The organism is Peristeroidobacter agariperforans (assembly GCF_004138335.1).
Lineage (GTDB): Bacteria > Pseudomonadota > Gammaproteobacteria > Steroidobacterales > Steroidobacteraceae > Steroidobacter > Steroidobacter agariperforans.
The window spans coordinates 41,125-61,829 of the sequence record NZ_RYFW01000001.1 but is presented as its reverse complement, the minus strand read 5'-3'; the positions used below and the strand labels follow the sequence as shown (position 1 = coordinate 61,829).

Annotated in this window: 18 protein-coding genes and 1 pseudogene; 13 read left to right on the top strand and 6 right to left on the bottom strand. The window is 61.4% G+C overall.

The genetic code is table 11. The features are described 5' to 3' along the window. Positions 1-830: 830 nt before the first annotated feature. The 3 genes from EK373_RS00265 to EK373_RS00255 all read left to right on the top strand — a co-directional run bounded on the left by EK373_RS00265 (position 831) and on the right by EK373_RS00255 (position 2,206). Positions 831-1,070 carry a hypothetical protein gene (locus EK373_RS00265; protein ID WP_129640765.1) on the top strand — a complete coding sequence of 80 codons (240 nt, stop codon included), beginning with the start codon at positions 831-833 and terminating at the stop codon, positions 1,068-1,070. A 534-nt stretch (positions 1,071-1,604) separates the two neighbouring features. Continuing rightward, complete coding sequence (locus EK373_RS00260) at positions 1,605-1,796, top strand: hypothetical protein (RefSeq protein WP_129640764.1); 192 nt, start codon at positions 1,605-1,607, stop codon at positions 1,794-1,796. A 200-nt stretch (positions 1,797-1,996) separates the two neighbouring features. Further along, complete coding sequence (locus EK373_RS00255; RefSeq protein ID WP_129640763.1) at positions 1,997-2,206, top strand: VRR-NUC domain-containing protein; 210 nt, start codon at positions 1,997-1,999, stop codon at positions 2,204-2,206. A 71-nt stretch (positions 2,207-2,277) separates the two neighbouring features. On the opposite strand, the gene EK373_RS00250 is transcribed toward EK373_RS00255, so the two are convergent. After that, on the bottom strand, positions 2,278-3,225 hold the full coding sequence (locus tag EK373_RS00250) for an ATP-dependent DNA ligase (protein WP_161810937.1): 948 nt from the start codon (positions 3,223-3,225) through the stop codon (positions 2,278-2,280). Between the two features lie 77 nt (positions 3,226-3,302). Between EK373_RS00250 and EK373_RS32955 the strand changes: the two genes are divergently transcribed. Then, positions 3,303-3,611 (top strand): hypothetical protein, encoded by a 309-nt coding sequence (locus tag EK373_RS32955; protein WP_157994170.1) that lies wholly within the window; start codon positions 3,303-3,305, stop codon positions 3,609-3,611. Positions 3,612-3,786: 175 nt separating this feature from the next. Here the strand turns inward: EK373_RS32955 and EK373_RS00240 are convergent, their stop codons facing one another. Beyond that, on the bottom strand, positions 3,787-4,479 hold the full coding sequence (locus tag EK373_RS00240; protein ID WP_129640760.1) for a helix-turn-helix domain-containing protein: 693 nt from the start codon (positions 4,477-4,479) through the stop codon (positions 3,787-3,789). Positions 4,480-5,402: 923 nt separating this feature from the next. Here EK373_RS00240 and EK373_RS00235 point away from each other — a divergent pair. From EK373_RS00235 to EK373_RS00215, 5 genes and pseudogenes are all read left to right on the top strand, one after another. Continuing rightward, on the top strand, positions 5,403-8,258 hold the full coding sequence (locus EK373_RS00235) for a hypothetical protein (RefSeq protein ID WP_129640759.1): 2,856 nt from the start codon (positions 5,403-5,405) through the stop codon (positions 8,256-8,258). After that, on the top strand, positions 8,251-9,219 hold the full coding sequence (locus EK373_RS00230; RefSeq protein ID WP_129640758.1) for a hypothetical protein: 969 nt from the start codon (positions 8,251-8,253) through the stop codon (positions 9,217-9,219). Before EK373_RS00235 ends, EK373_RS00230 begins: the two co-directional genes overlap by 8 nt. A 115-nt stretch (positions 9,220-9,334) precedes the next feature. Next, the gene (locus tag EK373_RS00225) at positions 9,335-10,255 is read left to right on the top strand and encodes a hypothetical protein (RefSeq protein WP_129640757.1); all 921 of its coding nucleotides are present in this window, start codon (positions 9,335-9,337) and stop codon (positions 10,253-10,255) included. Between the two features lie 96 nt (positions 10,256-10,351). After that, a pseudogene (locus tag EK373_RS33585) lies at positions 10,352-10,824 on the top strand (IS110 family RNA-guided transposase); the annotation flags it as partial. 239 nt (positions 10,825-11,063) lie between these two features. Beyond that, on the top strand, positions 11,064-11,249 hold the full coding sequence (locus tag EK373_RS00215) for a hypothetical protein (protein ID WP_129640756.1): 186 nt from the start codon (positions 11,064-11,066) through the stop codon (positions 11,247-11,249). Between the two features lie 255 nt (positions 11,250-11,504). On the opposite strand, the gene EK373_RS00210 is transcribed toward EK373_RS00215, so the two are convergent. The 3 genes from EK373_RS00210 to EK373_RS00200 all read right to left on the bottom strand — a co-directional run bounded on the left by EK373_RS00210 (position 11,505) and on the right by EK373_RS00200 (position 15,548). Then, the gene (locus EK373_RS00210) at positions 11,505-12,194 is read right to left on the bottom strand and encodes an HNH endonuclease (RefSeq protein ID WP_198682984.1); all 690 of its coding nucleotides are present in this window, start codon (positions 12,192-12,194) and stop codon (positions 11,505-11,507) included. 1 nt (position 12,195) lies between these two features. Next, entirely contained in the window at positions 12,196-12,645 is a 450-nt protein-coding gene (locus tag EK373_RS00205) for a hypothetical protein (RefSeq protein WP_129640754.1), read from the bottom strand. A gap of 560 nt (positions 12,646-13,205) precedes the next feature. After that, positions 13,206-15,548, bottom strand: a complete 2,343-nt coding sequence (locus EK373_RS00200; protein WP_129640753.1) for an alkaline phosphatase D family protein — start codon at positions 15,546-15,548, stop codon at positions 13,206-13,208. A gap of 73 nt (positions 15,549-15,621) precedes the next feature. Here EK373_RS00200 and EK373_RS00195 point away from each other — a divergent pair, with 73 nt between their 5' ends. Genes EK373_RS00195 through EK373_RS00180 form a run of 4 tightly spaced genes read left to right on the top strand, consistent with a single transcriptional unit; the run spans position 15,622 to position 19,552 of the window. Then, positions 15,622-16,641, top strand: a complete 1,020-nt coding sequence (locus tag EK373_RS00195) for a phosphotransferase family protein (RefSeq protein WP_129640752.1) — start codon at positions 15,622-15,624, stop codon at positions 16,639-16,641. Between the two features lie 18 nt (positions 16,642-16,659). Continuing rightward, positions 16,660-17,994 (top strand): phosphopyruvate hydratase, encoded by a 1,335-nt coding sequence (eno, locus tag EK373_RS00190; RefSeq protein ID WP_129640751.1) that lies wholly within the window; start codon positions 16,660-16,662, stop codon positions 17,992-17,994. A 2-nt stretch (positions 17,995-17,996) separates the two neighbouring features. Then, positions 17,997-18,833 (top strand): fumarylacetoacetate hydrolase family protein, encoded by an 837-nt coding sequence (locus EK373_RS00185; protein ID WP_129640750.1) that lies wholly within the window; start codon positions 17,997-17,999, stop codon positions 18,831-18,833. After that, entirely contained in the window at positions 18,830-19,552 is a 723-nt protein-coding gene (locus tag EK373_RS00180) for an SDR family NAD(P)-dependent oxidoreductase (protein ID WP_129640749.1), read from the top strand. The genes EK373_RS00185 and EK373_RS00180 overlap by 4 nt, the downstream gene beginning before the upstream one ends. 17 nt (positions 19,553-19,569) lie before the next feature. Here the strand turns inward: EK373_RS00180 and EK373_RS00175 are convergent, their stop codons facing one another. Beyond that, positions 19,570-20,613: an aldose epimerase family protein gene (locus EK373_RS00175; protein WP_157994169.1), complete on the bottom strand. Its 1,044-nt coding sequence runs from the start codon at positions 20,611-20,613 to the stop codon at positions 19,570-19,572. Between the last annotated feature and the right edge of the window lie 92 nt (positions 20,614-20,705).

Below are 20,705 nucleotides of genomic sequence, written 5' to 3'. Positions count from 1 at the left end.
TACGCGGGAGTCAATTGAGGGTTCAGGAGATCAGCGCATTTCACGCCAACGGGAGGCTGATCAGAGGCGTCATTTTGCACAATGGATCTTGCCTCGCGCTAACAACACGCCCCCAGGGCACACACCAAGAGGTGTAGGTCGCCTTTACAATTCCCGATAGCCGGAAGCCAAGCCATTGGCGAGAAAGGATGGAATGGTTCGTGCATGCCCTCGAGAAAGAGGAGGAGAGAATAATGACTAACGCACGGCTAACTCTTGTCGCATGCTTGACTTTCCTGCCTGCTCTTACATGCCGCGTTCATTACCATCGAGCTGGCTAACTACGCTTCAGGCACAAAGCTCACTCGTCGAATTTGACGATGACGACCCTACAAAGCGACTGCTGACTTATGAGCGACGGGAGCCGCCTGAAGAAAGCCTTCCGCCTAAGCGCCGCGATGCTGGAGGATATGGCGCACGACCTTATCGAACGTTGCTGGAGGCGGCTTCTGGCGCACGAGAGCAGCCTTTCCGCCGTGGCACTGGCCCGAGCGGTAAGCCTCAACCATGGCGATATACACCACTCCATGCGCGCGGCTCCCTCCTCCATCTAACGGCGAGCCGGGCGAGCCGGGCGAGTCGGGACGCTACTTAGTCCGGCGCGATTTTCCTCTTGGCTTGGCATTTCCACCTGCGCGTCTTGCGGCGGCGGAGGCGTGCTGAGCATCCGCCGCAGGACATCATCAAACTTCGCCTTGTCGGCGGCCTCGCCCGCATCACGCGTTCGAGAACCCAGTCGCCTTGGCCGCTTATAGCCTCACTCGGCCTGCGCCGCAAATGAAGTTTCTTAAGTGAGTAAGTCGTCAAAAAGAAAAGCCCTGCTGGGATTGCAGGGCTTTACCCAAATGTCGAGCTGGACCACGTTGGGCGCGCAGTTAATCGTTAATCCCACCGAGCCCGTCTTTCTCTTCTTTCAGCATCGCGGGCTTGCCGACCTCGACAGTCGCTTCCTTTCGGACTTCACCCCTAGAAGCTTCGGGTGCATTCCATTCATCGCGATGAATAGCGCCGATGAAGGTTCGACCGTTTAACTACGCTTGATCAACCCCGCGTTCGCTCGAGCTACGGCAGCGGAGGATAAAGTCACTGAGATGACCGGTCTCCATCGTACTGCCAGTTTCAAGCGAACAGCTTGGGCGGTCTATTGTGTCGTCATCAACGACTGCAGACGCATCATGACGTGTACCCTTGTCTCTATGCTCGCTGCTTGCGGGCTCATCGTCGGATCAATGGCACCCGCCAGCGCTACCGAGGAAAAGCGCTTCGACTTGCGCGCGGGCGTCGCTCCGGCCGGCCAGCACTCCAGCAGCCTTCTCTTGTTCACAGGTTATACGGCCGACCCCGGCACATGCGGGAATGAGATGGTTGGCCCGCTGCCTCGCGGGGAGTACACGGGCAAGGAAGCGTGGCTGACACTCATCGCCTCGGCGTGTCACTTGGTCGAGCGTCGCGACGCCACCGGAAAACTCCGGGTGTTTGCAGACATGAGCCGATGCAAATGCAGCTTCGGTTTTCCGCCTTAAGCGAGCGAGCAGCCCGATCGACTCCATCTCGACACAACGACCGTGGCGGGTAACCGCGAACTGCCCAAAGTGATGTACGTGGTGCCCTGGAAGAAATCCGATCTCGGCGATTTGCCCGCGCAGCCGTTCAACACGCTGCTGGATGAGGTGTTGATGCCGCTCGATCGTGACGTTTTTCGCCGTGAAGCGACCTACTACGATGCAATCACAGGCAAAGAGTCGATAAGGGAGTGAGGGGTCGCTTCGAACTCGCGGACCGTGCTGATGAAGATCGTCGAGGCTGGCGAATTATCCAGAAACAGGATCGACGTCGATCAGGTGGCGGCGCGGTGGTAGTAGTTGAGCATTCCACCGAGTCTTGCCCGGCGCTCTACTCGACCACCTGGCTTGAAGGGGCCATCGGAACACTTCAGTGGGCGATTCTGTAACCCCTGATGATTACGCTCGTCATGATAGTGCGCCACACGGTGCGTGAGCGCGCGCTCGACGAAACGACCTTGCAGCTCGCCTTGCAATGTATTCCGGCGGAACACTTGACGCTGTACTTCACCCAGATGCTCGAGGACTTGAGCGAGAACACCCATGGATTTGCGGATCTCGTGCAGTCCTTTCCGGAAGCGCGCACTAATAATTCATTGAGGTGAAGGGGGCGGGCGTGCCGGGCACAGGTTGCCGGTGGAGGTCCGCCAAGTCAGCTTCACCGGCGGCCGGTGGCTCATGTTTCTCTCACGACCTCAGTGGCCGGCTTATCACTTCGCACTCGAATGAAGGCGGGATGGCGAAGTCGACCGCTCTCGGTCCAGTGCAGAAACTTAACTTCTGCCAGCAGTCGCGGCCGCACCCAGTGGATTTCATGCATCTCTTCGGCAGACACGCCACCGCTGTCCCACGACGTCTTCCCGCGTCGTTGGTGCGTCGGCAGATCGCCAAAGGGGCAACGCGCCACCTCGTGAGGTTGCAACGCCTGGCGCAGCGGCCCGCGGTTGGTCTTGTCCAACCCCGCGCGTACCTTGGACGCAAACATCAGCGCCGAGTCCTTGTAGACCCCGACGATCAAGGCGTCGACGCGATCGTTTCCGTTGGGGCGATAGCCGCCGATCACAAACTCCTGCTGCAAATTAAAGCGTTTCTTCTGCCACTCGAGCGTCCGACGATCGGGACGATAGGCAGAGCGCTGATCCTTCGCGACAATGCCCTCGAGCCCCATGCGTTTGACGACGCGAGTGATCTCGGCGAGGGTGCCCGGCAGCGCGGTGCACCGCTGCAGGCCCGAGCCTGCAATCACGTCGGCGAGCAGCGCCTGGCGTTGAGATAACGGTTCCGTGAGCAGACTACGACCGTTGAGATACAGCAGATCGAAAGCAAAGAAGACGACCGGGATGTGGGCATCCCGGCGGTCGAGGGCGTCCCAACGAATGCGCCCCGACGCATCGACGGCGGCACCCTCACCGTCGAGGATGGCTTGTGGCGCGGCCAGTCGGGCTGCGTGGGCCGCGATCGCACGCACATCGATCAACGGTTGACGGTCATTCCGTGTCCGAATCCGAATACTGTTGCCGTTCTTGAGGATCTGTAATCGATGACCATCAATCTTTGGCTCGTAGCCCCAGATCGTCTCATTGCGCTTGTTCCGCGGCAGAGTATCGACCGGTTCCGCCTTCATGGGCGGAATGAACGACGGCATCGGCGCCGCGCGAGGTCTCGACGGGAGGCGGGCCACAGTACACCTCAATGCCACGTATGCAATCGTTCGTGGTTGTCACTCTCGAAGTGGTACATCGCCTCTTGCAGAAGGCGTCGATCAAAGGCTTCACCGCAGACCGGGCACACCTCGTACTCGTCGGCCTCGTCTTGAGCATCGCCCTCGGCCGCGTGCCCGACAATGCCGCGCGTGAGATCAGTCAACTTGGTCATCGCATCACCGTGCCGTCCTGGGGTGGAACACATCATGAGGCGCGTTGGTTCGACCCGGGGCGCGGTTCGAGTGAGGAAATCACCACCAAAACGCGCCCACCGACGAGCGCCCGTGTGCTAGGCCGCGATCATTGAGAGAAGTCGGCAAGATTCCGTCAGCGCGCCGCCTGGCCCGGTACGCGGTGGCCGTGTCGGAGACACCCGGCGTGGCGCAGGGCGGTCTGGGCAGGCGCAAGAGGCCGATCGCTCGTCGCGCCGTTGCACGCTCATCTAGGGCCGCCGCTTGAATGGAATCTTGGGTCGGCAGCGCTTAGGGGCGGTCGCGCCGCACCGTCGAGGCGGTGGCGCGGATGTAGTTTCCTGGCCGGCGTCCCCAGAAATCGCCTCGGAGCACATAGATATTCATCGGCTGCTGAGGCCGCGATTCGGGCGTGTGTGAACGCATCGACACCCACTCATAATTCAACAACACATCGATCGCGCGCCGGATGTGAGGGCGCCCGATGCCGGTGTAGTGCTCGATCTTGTCGTAGGACAGCAGCGCATGTGACGAGTCGTTGGCCCGGAAGCTCACGAGCGCGAGGTACAGCTTCAGCGCGTCCAACTGCCGCGCGCCGCGGATCCCGACGCCCCGGAATCGCTGGTCCTCGAGCAGATGGGCGCGCGGCAGCTTCGCCCAGCCGCACGCCTCGTAGTTAGAGAGCACGTAGCGATGCGCCCGGCCGACGCGATGGATGCTGATGTGCCCTGTCGTCTCCAATCGGCGCAGGCCGCGGGCGATGTAGCGGCGTGAGATGTCACAAAGCTGTTCCAGATCGGAGAAGGACAAGCGCACGGCGCCGGCCACCGGCGCGGTCGGCGTGGCGCGGAAGCCCGCAAACATCGCCAGGGCCATGTAGAGCTTCAGCGCGGCCGCATCGCCGCTGCCCGCGTTCGCGCGAAACGCGTGCAAGGCGCCGTCGCGGATCCAGCGGGACGGCATCTTGGACCAAACCGTCTTCATGCCGTGCTCACCGTGGACCGATGGTGCGACCCGGCGCGATCGGCCGACGGCGACGCACGGCGCACGGACCTCGTCGGGGCGGGACCGGCGCCCTGGGGGCCGCCGGGGGACCTTTGATCAAAACAACATAGGAACATCTAGAATCAGTGCACTCCTCGATGACAGCGGGTGACGCGCTAAGATCCTGATCATAAGAACAAAAAGAGTTCGCCCGGTTGGTGATCGGGCGCACCACGTTGGTAAACCAGCGGAGCTGTTTCTCTTGAGCTACCGACATACCGATCGTCCTTTCACCAATGGTGCCAGGTGCAGTCGCGGGCGCCGCCTGTCGACGCCTCCGAATCGGATCCATCCAAACCGGCTTGAGTGAGCACCGTGGTCATCGGCCACGTGCGCTGTGTTGAAACAAGCGTTAATAACAAAAACGCTCCCCGCCGCTTCGTTGCCTCGCAGGCAAAGTTATAACAGCAGCGACGGCCGATCACCGATTGCCAGCACGCCCGGCGTCACAGGTCCCTCACGCCCGATCCTCGAGACGAATGTTTCTACGGCATGACAACGACCGTTGAGAAAGAAACAAGAGAGATTGACGGATCTTCTTACAAGTCGCAGCTGCAGGATGGACAGGACCGAGAAGTTATTTCATGATCGGAGGCAACGAGGCTGTCGAAAAATATACAGCGGATGCACGGAAAGTGACTGAGGTGCAACTTCAGTCCGACCGACATCGGGAGCAGCCAGGGCGACGGGACGGTCACTCGACACTGAGCTTTTGACGGGCGCGCAGCCAGGTTCGTTATGAGCGAACCGGTGGTCGCCGGTCTTGGCCGCGATGGCAAGACGACCTGCGTGTGTGCGTCAAAAGTGCGCCAGTGGGCCGCGCTGTTTCGGTGCGCAGTGGTGGAAAGTGTAAGGAGTCCATGATGGATATGATGCGCCTGTCCTCCGAACTCGCCGACGTGATGGCCCTGGGCGGTCCCACGTCGCTCGAGAGCATGTCGACGGGATTTCACTTCGAGCGTAGCAAGTTCGTGGATGTTCCCTGGCGGGACGTCGTTGGACCCTTTGTGGATAAGGCGGCGGCTGCCGCGCTGAGCGCCGCGGATGGGCACTTGCCCGGCGAATACTTGCAGCGACACTTCATGACGCACTGGGTGACCGTCGCGAAGGAGGATCGGGCAGTGATGCTGCCTGGGGAGCAGATCTTCCTTCCCGATCTTGCAAGCGTGGTCGCCGTGTCCGAAGGCGTTCAGAAGCAAATCGCGGAGAAGAAGTTTCCCATTCGCGTGGAGGGGCTCACCGCACGGAGGGCCCCGTACGCCAAGCGCCACGTCGACCTCAAGGGAATTGGCACCGTGTGCGTGCTGCGCCTTCCGACCGCGTCCATCGACCGCTATTTCCTTCCCTTTGGTCTGTCGGTGCATGGCAAGGTCGAGTACTTCAGGGATGATGCCCTGCGCGATCCGAGTCACTCCGCGCACGTGGATTCCTGGACACGCGTGCGGGGGCTGCAGCAGGTGTACGTCGCGCTGAAGCCCGAGGGCATTCAGGCGGCGGCGACGGAGGCGGTGCGCAGTTTTTCCGCCATGGACGAGGTCGATGCGGCGGCGGCGCACATCATCCGCGAGTGGAATCGCTTCTCCATCAAGAACGCGACGGCGACAGCGCGGCGCGGCGCGGCCCAGGGCATGCTCGACGCCGCGGTCAAGGAGAATTTGTCCTCGGAGGCCTGGGCCGAGATTTCCCAGCGCTACGTCGAGCTCGCCTCCAACGAGGAGTTGCTCGGAATGGCGGATGTCCTACGTGACCGCGCGGCCTCGCTACGCTACGAACTCATCACCGAGAAGATGACTGTCGAGCACTTTCACGATGGCAGTGCGCAGCCCCAGAAGGTCTCGCTCGAGCCAGGCGCGCTCAATTATAAGTATCCAAAAAGCGCCTCCTGGTGGACGACGCATCACAATGGTTACACTTGGTACGGAAAGAAAAAGCGCCGAAGGCAGCTGAACACGCACGTCTTTCAGTATTACGAACGCGTGACACCCGATTGGGACCCGTGGGTGGAGGCCGTGGCGCAGTACCAAGCGGATGGTTTCGATGTGGCGATGATGCGATCGACGGCGGATGGTTTCGTCGCTGAGGACGGTCGCACCCTTGCCGAGGTCGTCGAGCAGTGCGCGCGGGATGAAGGTTACCGACGTCGATGTGTCGTCGGCATTCCGACGCTCGAGGATACGTTGCACGGCAATCCCATCGTGCGCGGCTATCGTTTCTATTTCCGCCCGCTACCGGCCATCCTGCCGAGCGCGCCACCCTCCATATTCGTCAACGAACAACTGACCTATCGCTTTGCTTGGCAGGGCGTGCGCTTGGGAGAGCTCGCTGCAAATATTCCACTCGCGCCCGGTGAGGAGCGATCGGTCACCATCACGCGCTCGGTCAGCAAGGAGAACTCACGAACCGAGAGCAGCGGCTCGATCCTGGAGCTCAACACGGTCACGCGCCAGGATTTCGAGTCGACCTTCGAGTCGGAGATAACCAAGGAAGCTGAGAAGACTCGAACGATGAGCGCTGAGGCGTCCGGCTCCTACGGCGGAATGGTCTCGGGTGGCGCGAGCTTTTCACAGACCCAGCGCACGCGGGATGTCGCGAGAACGCTCAACCGGGCGGTCCAACGCGCCTCGAGTGAGATCACCTCCAAGCGCCGTCAGGAGGTGAATGTCTCGATGAGTTCGAGCATCAAGGAGAGCCTGAGCGACTCCACCTCCTACAAGGTTTCGAACATCAACACCGGCAGGACGCTCAACATTCTCATCTTCAGGCTGATGAATGAGTATCGAAGCGCCCTATATCTAAGCGATTTTTCGTGCGTCGTCGAGGCAGGTCCCGAATTGATCGAAGGTACCGGCCTTCGAGTGAGACGAACGTTCCGCAAAACGGCCGAGGAGATGCAGGCGATGGGGGACTACCTCGCCAATGCGCAGTATGGATTCGACATTGACCCGGCTCGCCGCGCGGAGCTTGGCGCGGAGGTCACGCGAAGCCTACGCGAGGCGATCGCTGCCGACTACGAGGTCGCCCGCGGGGAGGCGCCTGCACTTGCGAAGGCGACGCTGCCTATGAAGCCGGAGTCCAAGCCGCTGTTGAAGTTCAACGCCGCGATCTTCGCGCCCGCCAAATTCGCCGTATCCGCAGAAGCTAAGAGTCCAACGGTGATGCTCGCAAGCGTCGAAACCGAGCGTGCCACGATGGACGCGGTGGCGGCTCGGACACTCGACATGCAGGCCCTAGCGGCGTTCGAGGGAACGAACCAGCCGATCATCCAGGAGATGACGTTCGCGTACGATTCCGGCGCGTTGTACGCGGACTGTCAGTTGGGCGCGCGAGACGGACTGGAAGACTTCGCGCTGCAAATGCGCACGCTCGAGACGAACACGAAGTCCGCGGACATCGAACTCACTCGGGGGCGTGCCGCGCTGCTGATGTCGGCGGCTGGCCTCGCTCGGAGTGGGGCCCAAGATGGCCGCACGCTCGCTCGATTCGTGCGCCGGGGACCCTCTCGCCTCCTCATCACGTTCATCCTCTCAGGGGAGGCACTGCCGACAAAAGGATGGCACCTTCGCGATGCGAGCAGCTCATTCAAGATGCCCGTCGACGAAGTGAGCGCCTCGGGCGACGCCGTGTTAATCGTCGTGACGTTGAACGGTGAGAAAGCGGCCCCGTATCTCTCGCTCTCGGACGCCGATCTTTTCTCTCGCTGTGAGCTCGTCAATGAGTAACGCCTGGACGGTACCGCCGTCGATCCTACGGGCTGCACCACGCAGGGAGGAAGAGCTCTATCTGGTGCCCTACGAGGAAGGCTCCGGACTGCCGCATGTGGTGGTGCCTGGGGTCTTGCCTGAGGCGTTTCACAGTGTGGACGCCATCGCCGATGGCAAACCGGACGCGAGCGGGCGCCACTACCTCAAGTACGCCGCCAAGGCTGTCGCGAAATCCAATCAGCAAGTCCTGGATTTCCTTCTCGAGAAGCGACAGTACATCTATGCCGAAACGCAGAAGCTCACGAAACTGTACATCGAGAAGGGCGGGATGAATCCGCAAGTCGCCCAGGCGATCATCGATGGAAAGAAGGCGATTCAGCAGACGGTCGGACGAGACTTCCGGATGTTTCCCTCGAGCCGCATCGCCGTCGTCAATGGGGCAGCCGCCCTGCGCCTTGGGCTCATCGAACGGTCGCCTGTTACGCAAGGGGCGCCGCTCGAGCGCGTCACGAAGGCGGCCCTTCGCACCCCAGTCGGCGCACCTCATCTCATTTCACCCGCGAAGCTCGCTCGCGCGCAGGCTTATATCAAAGGAGTGAAGTACTTCGGTGTTTCGGTGGACCTCGCCCCCGAGGTCGCGACGCTTCTGACTTCTACGTCGGCTGAGGATCAGGAGCGGGCGCTGCGCAACGGCGCGAAGGTCGTTGCCAAGGAAGTGGGCACGACCCTCATCAAGCCAGTCGTGTCGACCGCGCTACGAACGGGGGCCTTGTGGGCGGCACGAGGCGTGTCCACGCTCGCCGCGCAGACGTGCCTCGTCGCCTTTCTGGCGTTCACGCCTTCCGGGCTCGTCCTGATCGGCCTTTCTGTCGCCTTCGCGATCGCCGGTGAGTTCTTGCTCGGATCCATGGTGCAGAAGGGCACCGACTGGCTCGTTGACATGACAGCGAATGCGATTGTGGAACTAAGACGCGATTGAGCCGGGCGAGGCGGAAGCTTCCTTATCACTATCCACGCCGGTCCTCCCGCGCGACCTAACGCGTTTGCAAGAACTACAGTAACGCCTCACCAAGGCAGCTAACGAGAATGCGACGATGGGAATGAATCGCTCTCCAGGTCGACCTTCATTCTGGCAAGAACTTCGCGATGGCGTGGTCGGTCGCTTTCTCGATCTCAGCAGATTTCTGAGCCAGCGGTCGCTCCTCTTGAAACAACCTGAGCTCGCGGTGTCCGAGAGGACACTGCCCCAGGGCGCGGTGACCTTCGCTATTCAAGGAATGTTGTGGAGTATCGGCGTGCTAGTGCTTGCCAGTTCTCTTGTTGACGCAATCCAGCCTCTCGACACATGCGCACAAATTGGATTGCGAGAAGCCGAAGCCGAAGAAGCTCGGAACCGCGCCGCCTACTATGTCCCGGGATTCTTGGATGAGGCTTTCGAAATCATCGTGGGCGCACCTACTAGATCTGCGCGGCGTGATGTATTTGGGGAGGAGTTCATTGACAGATTCATCGTTCCCCCTGTCTGGGCTGTTTCGCAGATGGTGGTCGGCGCCGCAATCTTTGGCTTCTTGATTCGCCGAAAATTTCGCACGGCCAGCAACGGTCGTGAGGCAGAGCGTGCCTATCTATATATAACTACGGCGTTCGTCTTCCTGCCCATGTTGGCCATTGCGGCGGCGGCTGAGATGGCGGAGCAGGGATGCCGGCGCCAGTATGAAGTAGGCTGGCTCTGGTATTGTTTTTGGTTGGCGGTGGTGTGGATGTGGATTCGCTTCTGGCGTGCAGGTCAAACTGTCTCCCGCATCCTCGGCATCACTGAGCAGCGCGATGAAAAGAGAAGGCGACGAGCCGTGTCGCGGCGAGTAATCTTTGCGGCGCTGATGGGCAATGCAATTGTGCTTGCACCGCTGCATTATGCGAAACTTCGTTATGAAGATCTTAAGCTGGAGCAGATCGAACCGAGGAAAGTGACCGTTCAGATCGCACAGTCGGGTAAAAAGAAGTGGCGGTCATAGACCGTAGTAATGGCATGGACGCCCCTGCTCGGTCACGGCATCAGATGTGCCAGAGTAGAGGTGTTAGCGACTAATCAAACCAGCAGGGGCGTCAGGATGAACATTACGACGATCGGGCTTGATCTGGCAAAGAACCTGTTTCAAGTGCATCGGGTCATTGAGCGGGTAACGCCGTGCTGCGCAAGAAGTTGAAGCGCGCTGACGTGGCGAAGTTTTTTGCAACGCTGGTGCCCTGCCTGATCGGGATGGAAGCCTGCCCAGGAGCTCACTACTAGGCGCGCAAGCTCGCTGAGTTCGGACACACCGTGAAATTGGTCGCACCTCAGTTCGTCAAGCCGTAGGTGAAAGGAAACAAGAACAATGCGCGGGATGTCGAAGCGATTTGTGAGGCCGTCAGCCGGCCGAGCATGCGCTTTGCGCCTGTCAAAACGGTCGAGCAGCAGGCGGTGTTGAGCCTACATCGGGCCCGCCAGAGCTTTGTGGCTGAGCGCACGGCGCAAGCCAATCAATTGCGCGGGTTGCTCAGTGGCTTGGTGATGCCCAAGCCAGGCATCGACCAGCGAATTCCATCAGGGCCCGCGGCCTCGTGTCGCAAACCGAGGCGGATGTATGGGCTGCAATCTCCCCTGATCCCGAAGCGCAGGAAAGCGCTTGGCAACAGGGGGCGTCCAAGTATGTCTGAGAATGCAGTCAGGCCGCTGCTCGATGAAAGAAGTTGAGCTTCTATGTGTGGTGACTCGAATTCATCGCATAGATTCCGCGACGATCCACATCTTGAGCCGCCGACGACGATCGTTAGCATCACTGGATGCATCTGGCCATTCTCGCCGTCCATCTCATTGCGACGATTGGCAGGCTGCTGCCCCGGCGGCGCTCGATCTGTCCTCTCAGACGCGCTGCTGCTGAAACACCAGCGATTGATCATGAATCGGTCGCGGTCAGGGGACCGAAACTGCGGCCGATCGACCACATCATCGCCAGTCTCTGCGCGTGATGCCTGCTCGCTTGCTGCGTTCGACCATCGGGTTGCAGCCGTCGACGCTCATGACGTTTCACCGAGCGGTGATGAGTCGTAAGCAACGGTTGCTCTTCGCGCCGAGACGGCGGAAGCCGGGCCCGAAAGGGTCGAGCCGAGAACTGATCGCAGCGATCGTCGAGATGAAGCGGCGGATCCTCTCGCTTTGGCTACCGGACGCATCGCTCACCAAATCACGAATGTCGCAGCCGGCCTGCTGCGCGCTGTAAGTGGTCAGTCTTCCCGTCCGAGGAAGATATGCTCGCGGTGATAGCTGAGATATTTGCACTGCGCGGCGCGGAATGCGCTAGCGTTACGTGGCTGCGAAATGCGCCATTGATCGAGCACCCGTGTGTCAAGCGCATCCGCGATGAGCAGCGCGCCGGAGTCTTCGAAGGAGATAAAGCCGCGGTCAAGTAGATGATCCGCGTGCGGGGAGAGCAGCAGTCCGTTATTCCCGTCGAGCTTCTCGTGGTCCGAGCAGCTTCGCCAGGGCTTGATGTGGCTTGCACGAAGGTGTATCCGATCGCGTAGCCCGGTGATCCGGCACCTTTTCTCTACGCGTTCGAGGTTCTGGCGGAAGATGCCTTGACCACGGCGCGCGCGGATGAGACTGGCTTTCTCCGTTGGCCCGAGCCCGGTGCGCTGCCGGAGGTCGGCCTCCGCGGCATCGTCCGCATCGTCGCTTTCCTGCCCACCGCTGCGTTTGGGGACAGGTGCAAATCCAAGCCGCGTCAGGATTCGACGGCATTCGCCGGCTTTGAAATCGTAGGGACCGAGCGGTCGCTCGGCGAGCCGCCCGGCGGCAAGCCCCAGCACCGCTTTCTGTGGATAACGCGCGTGCTCCCAGACAACGTCCCAGCCGGTTGATACGTCGAAGGGATGCGCTTCACCCTGCGACAGACGCCGCAGTGCATCTCTCACGTCAGCGGAGAATTCCCGCCGGGATGCGCACGCGATGATGGACGGCCTGCGTCGGGACCGTTCCGGCAATCACGGCGTACACGCCTTCCTGCCGATCGATCACGCCGCTGAATCTGAGCAGCGTCTGTGTCTCAAATCGTCTGATTGTCCGGTGACCCCGCGATGCAGTCTCATCAGGAAAGCACACGACACCATAGGCCTGTGTGCCATTTCTCATGAGTTCGACGTGCCGCGCTCTCTCCGGACGACCCGTGGAGGCGCTCTTCCAGGTGTCGGTGTGGACGATCACGCAAGGCACGCCCCGGACGCTGTGCCGCTCATCGTCCCAAACCCGCAGAAAAAGCTGACCGGTTTCCGGATGGACGGCGCCCCAGGACCAACGATTGTTGTGAAGCGGCGCCCGCAGGGTCTGATTGAAGAACGTGCTGATACTCTGCTGCGGATCCGGCATCGGGTCACCTTTGTTTCACTGATCAGGTTTTTACTGCGGTACCGGCGCACAGATCGCGGGCCTGCGTCACATCGGGATCGATCGCCCGCGACGATGCGGGGGGCGGAGGCGACGGGAAAGGGAGATCGATTCTGCGCGACCTGATCGGGCCGGTCACTATCAAGACCGACGGCGATCAGGTTTTGGGCGAACTCGACATGCGACTGGACGTATTGTTACGTGCCGCAGATAGAGATGGTCGGGGTGACAGGATTTCTCGTGTACCGGCGGTGATTCCCCTTGGTACCAGTGTCCGTCCAGCATTTCGACTAGGTCAAGTTTGTAGCGCCTAGCAGGAGTTTCACCGATTTATCGGCGAAACTCGTCCACGATCATTGTAGCTGGAGTTTCGCCGTACAAGCGGCCAACAGCGCCGGCCCCCTGATTATCAATTCGCCACAGACAGGTCGAACAGAGCTGTCGGGAGAGGCTTGGTGGAAATGCTCAACTTCTATCATCGAGAAGCGGACGCCAACGACGGACTGTTCAGACACTACGCTATCGAGGTGTCCTTCGTGCGCTCATGATCGGAGCTTGTGCAGGTAGGGCCAGCCTGCGAATTGGCGACCCGAGTGGGGGTCCTGGTCCCAGGGCCAGCATTCGATTCGTGCCGTGCGCGAGCGATGATCGACGCGAATGAGACCGTATCCCTCGCTCTTCATCCGGCTGTCCGAGAGGAACTTGCCCCAGGTGCGATTACGGCGTTGAAACTCGGCGTGGGGGATCTTTGGATTGGCGGCCGCGAGGATGCGCATGCGGTTGCCGAACGCATCCGTGAAGTCTCCGGTGTCCGGATCATCGTCTCGCCGGTTTCGCAGCTTGCCACGGCCTTCGAACCAGCGTTGCCAGAATGCGGCTGCGGCCGGACCGGCGAAGAACAGCGGTCCGTCGTCATGACCCTCGATGCCCTGTCGCGCAAGCAGCGCGAGATGCTGATCGCCGGTGAGCACCAGTGCCTTTGCTCTTGCAAGCAGCTTCACCGCGCGTGTGCGCCCATCCGGCGGATAGCCGTTCGAGTCGTAATCCAGGAGCGGTTGGCCTTCGTGATCGGTCTGAGCCGACGCCCATACCGATGCCGTGAGACAGATCTTTGGCAGATCCGTGCTCGTGCGGCTCCAGTACTCCAGGAACTCCTCCTGGCGGGGGCCGAGCAGTTCGCCGCGTGCCGAGGCAGGTGCAACGCTCATATCCGGTGGCGACTTGAACTTGCGATCCTCGAGCAGACAGAAACTCACGCCGCCATAGACGAATTCTCCGTAACCGACCGGAATGTCGTACTCGATGGGTGTCGGATCGTACGAGTCGGGATTGTGGCCCTGCTCGATGCGATAGATCATGCGAATCAGATCCTTGCTCCACTTGAACCCGCCATCCTCCTCGCGCGGAAGCCGGGAGCCCGCGCCCGCGTTGCCCCACAGATTTCCCTGCAGTACATCGTGGTCGTCGGCGAGCACGATCGTCGGCTTGTCGCGCACGCAGTCCCTGAATGCCCAGTACCAAAGGTACCAGCGGTAAAGCGTGTCGAGCTTCGCCTCGGACGTGTCGCGTGCCGATCGCGTCGGATAGCCTTCGTAGAACTGGTCGCCGCAGAACACGTACAGATCGGGGTCGTGACGGTCGCAGTTCGCAATGAGGCGCCGATGTGGAAACAAAATGTTCTCGGGCGTGTAGCGCCCCGGCACCCGTTCCTCGGCGATCCATGGGTCGTATGAATCCTCGTCGAGTCTTCTCGCGGTGGGCAGGATGCAGGAGTACAACGCGATTCTAAGTTCCCGCTTGCTCGCAGGATCGGCAGCGATCCTTCCCTCATAGAGCACGCGGTCCGCGCACGCCGGGTCGATGATGCGGTACTGATGCGGTGTGTCGGCATCCCACCGATCGAGTCTGAATGCCGCTACATATCCATCGCCGAGCGCGGCACGCGGCCCTTGAATCCAATGCCCGCGAGGCAGCGCTCGATAGTCGAGCCTGAGTTCGCAGTGCTCCTTCGCCGACACAGGCAGAAGCTGTGCGGTGAGCTTGAGTACATTTCGATTGAGGCTGTGCAGACAACCCATTACAGGGCCCAGGGCGCGCTCAGGATGCTCGTCGATCTTCGCACCGCCGGTCGCGACCTCGGAGAACCACCAGCGGGCGCCGGCTTGCTGCGAGGGTGGGGAAGAGATGAGCGAGATTCCTCCGCACAACTCGCGCTCCGCCACGTCCCGGCGCAATGCGAAGCCGATCTTCTCGCCTGTCGCTCCGTCACGGGCAACCAACTCGACGTTGAACCGGCCACGGCCAGCCGGTTCGATACAGCAAGCGAGCACGATCTCCCGCGATCCCAGCGCTCCAGTCGATTGGTGCGCATCCCGTTTCTGCGGCACGAAGGCGTTCGCGCGCTGATCTGCAGAGAAGTCACGAAAGCATAGTTCACCGCGATCATCCATGACCGCCATGAAGCCGCCGCCTTCTCCGCCGCGCGCGTGCGCTAGCGCGCAGCTACGATAATCCAGCTTTCCAGCGCCGATGCCGAGGAGGAAGCCTGCGAAGCCCGGCCGTCCGGGCTCAACGAGTCCGAGTCGCACGCTGATCCTTGCGGGCGCCCGCTTGCGATTCATGCTGCGAGTCAAAAGTGCGACCGTGCGCGCTTCAAAGCTCTCTCTGCCGTTCAGACACTCGATGCGGCCATTGGCGAGGCGCCAATCCTGCAGCCGATTCGCCCAGAAGGCCTCGCCGAGCCACACGCGCTCGACATCGCCCGGCAATGTCTGCACGGGCCTGAGTACGACCTCTCGCCTGGCTGCGGCGTGAGCATCTTTCAGCGCGGCGAGCGCGGATCCGGCGGCTGCCGCGGCCGCGCCAATGAAATTGCGTCGGTTCATCATTCGACCGTAGGGTAGCGAACATTAGTTGACAATCGACAATCACATTGAGTTGCCTTGACATGAATGTCAAATGTTGACAATCTGGCGCGACTGTCATCGCGGTGTGTCGACCTTGTCGAGTAAGTTCGAGGAGATTCTCAGGAATTGCGGCCTGTCCGACTGGCGCACAGTGCGTTCGGTGGAGCCGCTGACGGGCGGAGTCTCGTCGGACATTTACAAAGTGACGCTCGCCGGTCGTGTCGTCTGTGTGAAGAGCGCGCTGGCGCAACTGAAAACCGAAGAGCGCTGGTGCGCTCCGGTGCACCGGACTTTCGCGGAGTACCGATGGCTCTCGTTCGCCGCCGCTCAGTCGCGCGGCTGCGTGCCCCAAGTGTTGGGCTATGACTCCGTCAATCACGCAATCGTCATGGAATACCTGGCGGCCGGCGACAACACGACGTGGAAGGAGCGGCTGCTCGCAGGTGACGTGTCCAAGCCATTCGCCGCGGAGGTGGGCGTGCGTCTATCTCTCATTCACGCGGCGTCCTTCCGAGAGCCTGCGTTCTTGAAGGAAATGGACCATGCCGAAGATTTTCGAGCATTGCGTGTGGAACCCTACTTGCGTTTTACGGCCGAGCGGGAACCTGCCGCAGCAGTGCAAATCCTGCACGTCGCGAAGCACCTCGAAGACGCGCGTTGCACCCTCATTCACGGTGATGTCAGTCCCAAGAACATTCTCTGCAGCGGGTATGGGCCGATGTTCATCGATGCGGAATGCGCCACGCATGGCGATCCTGCGTTCGACGTCGCCTTCTGCCTGAATCATCTGCTCATCAAGGCTCAGCATCTGCCTGCCTGCGCGGGTGCGTTGAAGGCTGCGGCCGGCGTGCTGTGGCAGTCGTATGCAGCTGGTATCGATTGGGAAGCTCCCGAGAACCTGGAGCGACGCGTGGCGGCGCTCGTTCCGGCGCTGATGCTGGCGCGCATCTCTGGGAAGTCGCGCCTCGAATATTTGTTGCCTGCGACAGCACGGCTGGTGCGAGAGCAGGCATTGGAATCGCTTACGAGCCCTCCGGGCGCACTGAGCGATCTCATCCGACCCGATAAGTGATGCTTGTTGGATGACATCATGAGCAACTCTGAGATTTCCGATGTACAGGCGCGCCGCGTGTGGGATTCACGTGGCTTGCCGACGGTGGAGGTGGAGGTCCGAACAAGGAGCGGCGGTCTCGGGCGCGCGATCGCGCCGGCGGGGGCTTCCTGCGGGACGCACGAAGCCGTCGAACTTCGCGATGGCGGAGATCGACTCGGAGGCAAGGACGTCTCTCGCGCCGTCGCCAACGTCGAGGAATTGATTGCGCCAGCGCTTCGCGGCGTCGATGCGCGAGATCAATGTGGAGTCGACGCGAAACTGGATGGGCTGGACAGTTCCGGAGCGTTTCGCACGTTGGGAGCCAACGCCAGTGTCGCGACTTCCCTGGCGGTGTTGCACGCCGGCGCACAATCGACGGGTGTTCCATTGTGGCGTCACGTTGCCGATACGTTCGACAGGGCGCCATCGATTCCCCTGGCGGAGACGCAGATATTCGGTGGCGGTGCTCACGCGTCGGGCCGAGTGGACGTGCAGGACTTCATGATCATGGTGCCCGGCGCAGGCTCGTTCGACGAGTCGATGGTCGTGACCGCGGAAATCTATCGCGCCGCCGGTCGCTGCATGGCGGAGCAGGGGCGGCTGGCCGGTGTCGCTGACGAGGGCGGATGGTGGCCGAATTTCGACTCCAATGAGCAGGCACTGGATATGTTGATGCGGGCGATAGAGGCAGCGGGCGAAACCCCGGGAGAGCGCGTCGTGATCTCGCTCGACATCGCGGCCACGCAACTGCGTCACGGCAGCGGCTACAGGATGGCGCTCGAAGGCGCACTGCTCGACGCCGACGGCTTTTCGGAGCGAATTGCGCGCTGGATCGAGCGCTATCCCATCGTCGCGATCGAAGATCCGTTCGCCGAGGATGCTTACGAGAATTTCGCGCGCTTCCGGCAACGCACGGCAGCTATTCAGGTCGTCGGTGATGATTTGCTGGTGACGAATGCTTTGCGAGTGCGCGAGGCGGCGGCGGCGGGTGCCTGCAATACGGCACTGATCAAGGTCAACCAGGCCGGCACCGTGAGCAGAGCGGTTGCCGCGCTCGATGAGGCGCACCGAGCAGGGTGGCGCACGATCGTCTCGGCACGATCGGGTGAAAGCGAGGATGTCTCGATCGTCCATCTGGCTGTCGGGCTCGGCGCCGGGCAGCTCAAGGTCGGCTCCTTCGCTCGCAGCGAGCGGATGGCGAAGTGGAACGAGTGCGTGCGTATCGAGCAGGCCTTGGGAAGCAAGGCTTTCGTGGCCGGTGAGCCGTTGACGAACACCTGGTGGGCACGATCCGGGCAGCGCGCCGCCAAATCGAGTAGTGGAGCGAATTGACGATGAAACTGATGCGCTATGGCGAGGCGGGTCGCGAGAAACCCGCGGTCCTGGATGCTTCCGGCAAGATCCGCGACGTGTCGTCCCTGGTGAGCGACTATGACCCGAGCACGCTCGGTGACGATCTCGTTTCGCGATTGAGGCAGGTGGAGGAACAGCCGGAAGTCACGGGCACTCCTCGAATAGGTCCGGTGCTGGCGAGAGTCGGCACGATCTGGTGCATCGGGCTCAACTACGTCGACCACGCGAAGGAGGCCGGCATGGCGGTGCCGACGGAGCCAGTTGTTTTCAGCAAGGCAGCCAGTACCGTCTGTGGACCGAACGATTCGATTCCGATCACAGCCGCGATGGCCAAGCTGGATTGGGAGGTCGAGCTGGGGGTCGTCATCGGCCGGCGCGCCTTTCGAGTGACCGAGGCGCAAGCGCTGGAGCACGTCTTCGGATATACCGTGGTCAACGACGTGTCCGAGCGCGCCTGGCAGCTCGAGCGGGGCGGGCAGTGGATGAAAGGCAAGAGTCATCCCAACTTCTGTCCCCTCGGCCCGTGGCTTGTGACGGGGGATGAAATTCCCGACTTGCAGTCGCTGCAGCTGTGGCTCGATGTCAACGCGGTGCCAAAGCAGCGTGGCAGCACCTCATCGATGATTTTCCCGGTCGCCAAGCTGGTCAGTTATCTGAGTCAGTTCGCGCGCCTGGAGCCCGGCGATCTCATCTGTACCGGCACGCCACCGGGCGTCGGAGCAGGCATGAAGCCGCCTCAATTCCTCCGCAGCGGCGATGTGGTGACGCTGGGCATCGAGCTGCTGGGCAAGCAGAAGCAGCGAGTGGAGAGCGCATGAACAGGATCGATCTGGAAGGGCGGATCGCGGTCGTGACCGGCGGGGCATCCGGCATCGGCGCGGCGATTGCGCAGAATTTCATCGCGTCCGGTGCGACGGTCGTCATCTGGGATCTCGAGCGTGCCGAGCATCAGCTCGGCGAGTTCCTGACCACCGATGTAGCCGACGAGTCGAGCGTCGGCAGCGCCATGCGCTTGACGATGGAGCGGCATGGCCGAGTCGACATTCTGGTGAACAGCGCGGGAATCGCCGGACCGACGGCCAATACCTGGGAATATTCTCTCTTTGACTGGCAGCGGGTGCAGCGCGTGAACCTCGATGGCACGTTCCTTTGCTGTCGAGCGGTGGTGCCGGCGATGTTGCGGCACCGGTACGGCCGCATCGTCAACATAGCATCCATCGCCGGCAAGGAAGGCAACCCGAAGGCCGCCGCTTACAGCGCCTCCAAGGCTGCGGTCATTGCACTCACCAAATCGCTGGGGAAGGAACTTGCCGCCGAGCCCATCGCGGTGAATTGCATCACTCCGGCGGCGGCCAAGACGAAAATATTCGACGCGGTGAGCGAAGACTTCATCACCTTCATGTTGTCCAAGATACCGCGCGGCCGCTTCCTCGAGGTGAGCGAAGTGGCCTCGATGGTCGCCTGGCTGGCGTCCACCGAGAACTCGTTTACGACGGGAGCGGTCTTCGATCTATCCGGAGGCCGCGCGACCTATTGACCACACAACGTCCGCATTCATGCGGGCAGCAACCGAAAAGAATATCGCACGTGCTCGCAGTAGCGCTCGCCCGGTCGCAGGAGCGTGCTCGGGAACTGCGCAAAGTTGCAGGCATCGGTGTGGTGCTGCGTCTCCAGACACAGGCCGGCATGCCGCGAATAGATCGTTCCGCCCTTGCCGACAAGCTCTCCCGTGAAACCGTTCGCGGCGTAAAACACGATGCCCGGCTGCGTCGTGGCCACGTCGAGGATTCGCCCGGAGTCCGGCTCGATCACCTCGGCGACGTGCCGGAGTGCACGCGCCGTTCGACTGAAGATGTAGTTGTGATGATAGCCACGCAGGGGAATTCGATGGATGCAGTCGCCCAGTCTCGTCGAGCGAGACAGATCCCACGGCGCGCCTCGTAAGCGGCCGATTTCACCCGTTGCAGCGCCTGCGCCATCCAGTTTCAGGTAGCGGCGCGCGTCGATGCGGACGCGGTGATCGTAGATCGGCGAGCGTCCACCATTGAGATTGAAATAACCGTGATGCGTCATATTCACATGGGTGGCGCGATCCGTCTCGGCCTCGAAGCGTATGCCAATCGCGTTGTCGTCTCCCAATGTGTATGTGACGTGACAGCGCAGATTGCCGGGAAAGCCGTGGCTGCCGTCGGCCGAGCAATATGCGAAGCGCAGCTCGGTTGCGCGCGCCTGTTTGACGACGTCCACATCCCAGACGGCGGTGGCGAATTCGCCGCCGCCGTGCAGCGCGTGCTCGCCGTCGTTGGCCGTGAGCAGAAAGATGTTGCGATCGATCATGAATCGGGCGGAGCGAATTCTGTTGGCGACGCGGCCGATGGTCGCGCCGAAATATGGATCCGACTCCAGATACTGAGCGAGGTGGTCGAAGCCGAGCACCACATCGTCGAGACCACCGCCACGGTCAGGAACCAGAAGCGCGGTGATTCTCGCACCGCAGTTGGTCATTTTCAGCACGAGGCCGTTGGCATTGGTGACGGCGATTTGATACACGCTGCGAGCGCCCAGCTGGCCCCAGCGCATCTGTTCGACATGATGCATTTGCCACAATCGTAGAAGAAGGGCGCCGCACGGCGACGGCGGTCGATACTGTAGATAGTTGATTGTCGAATGTTGACAATCGTGCATCTCAG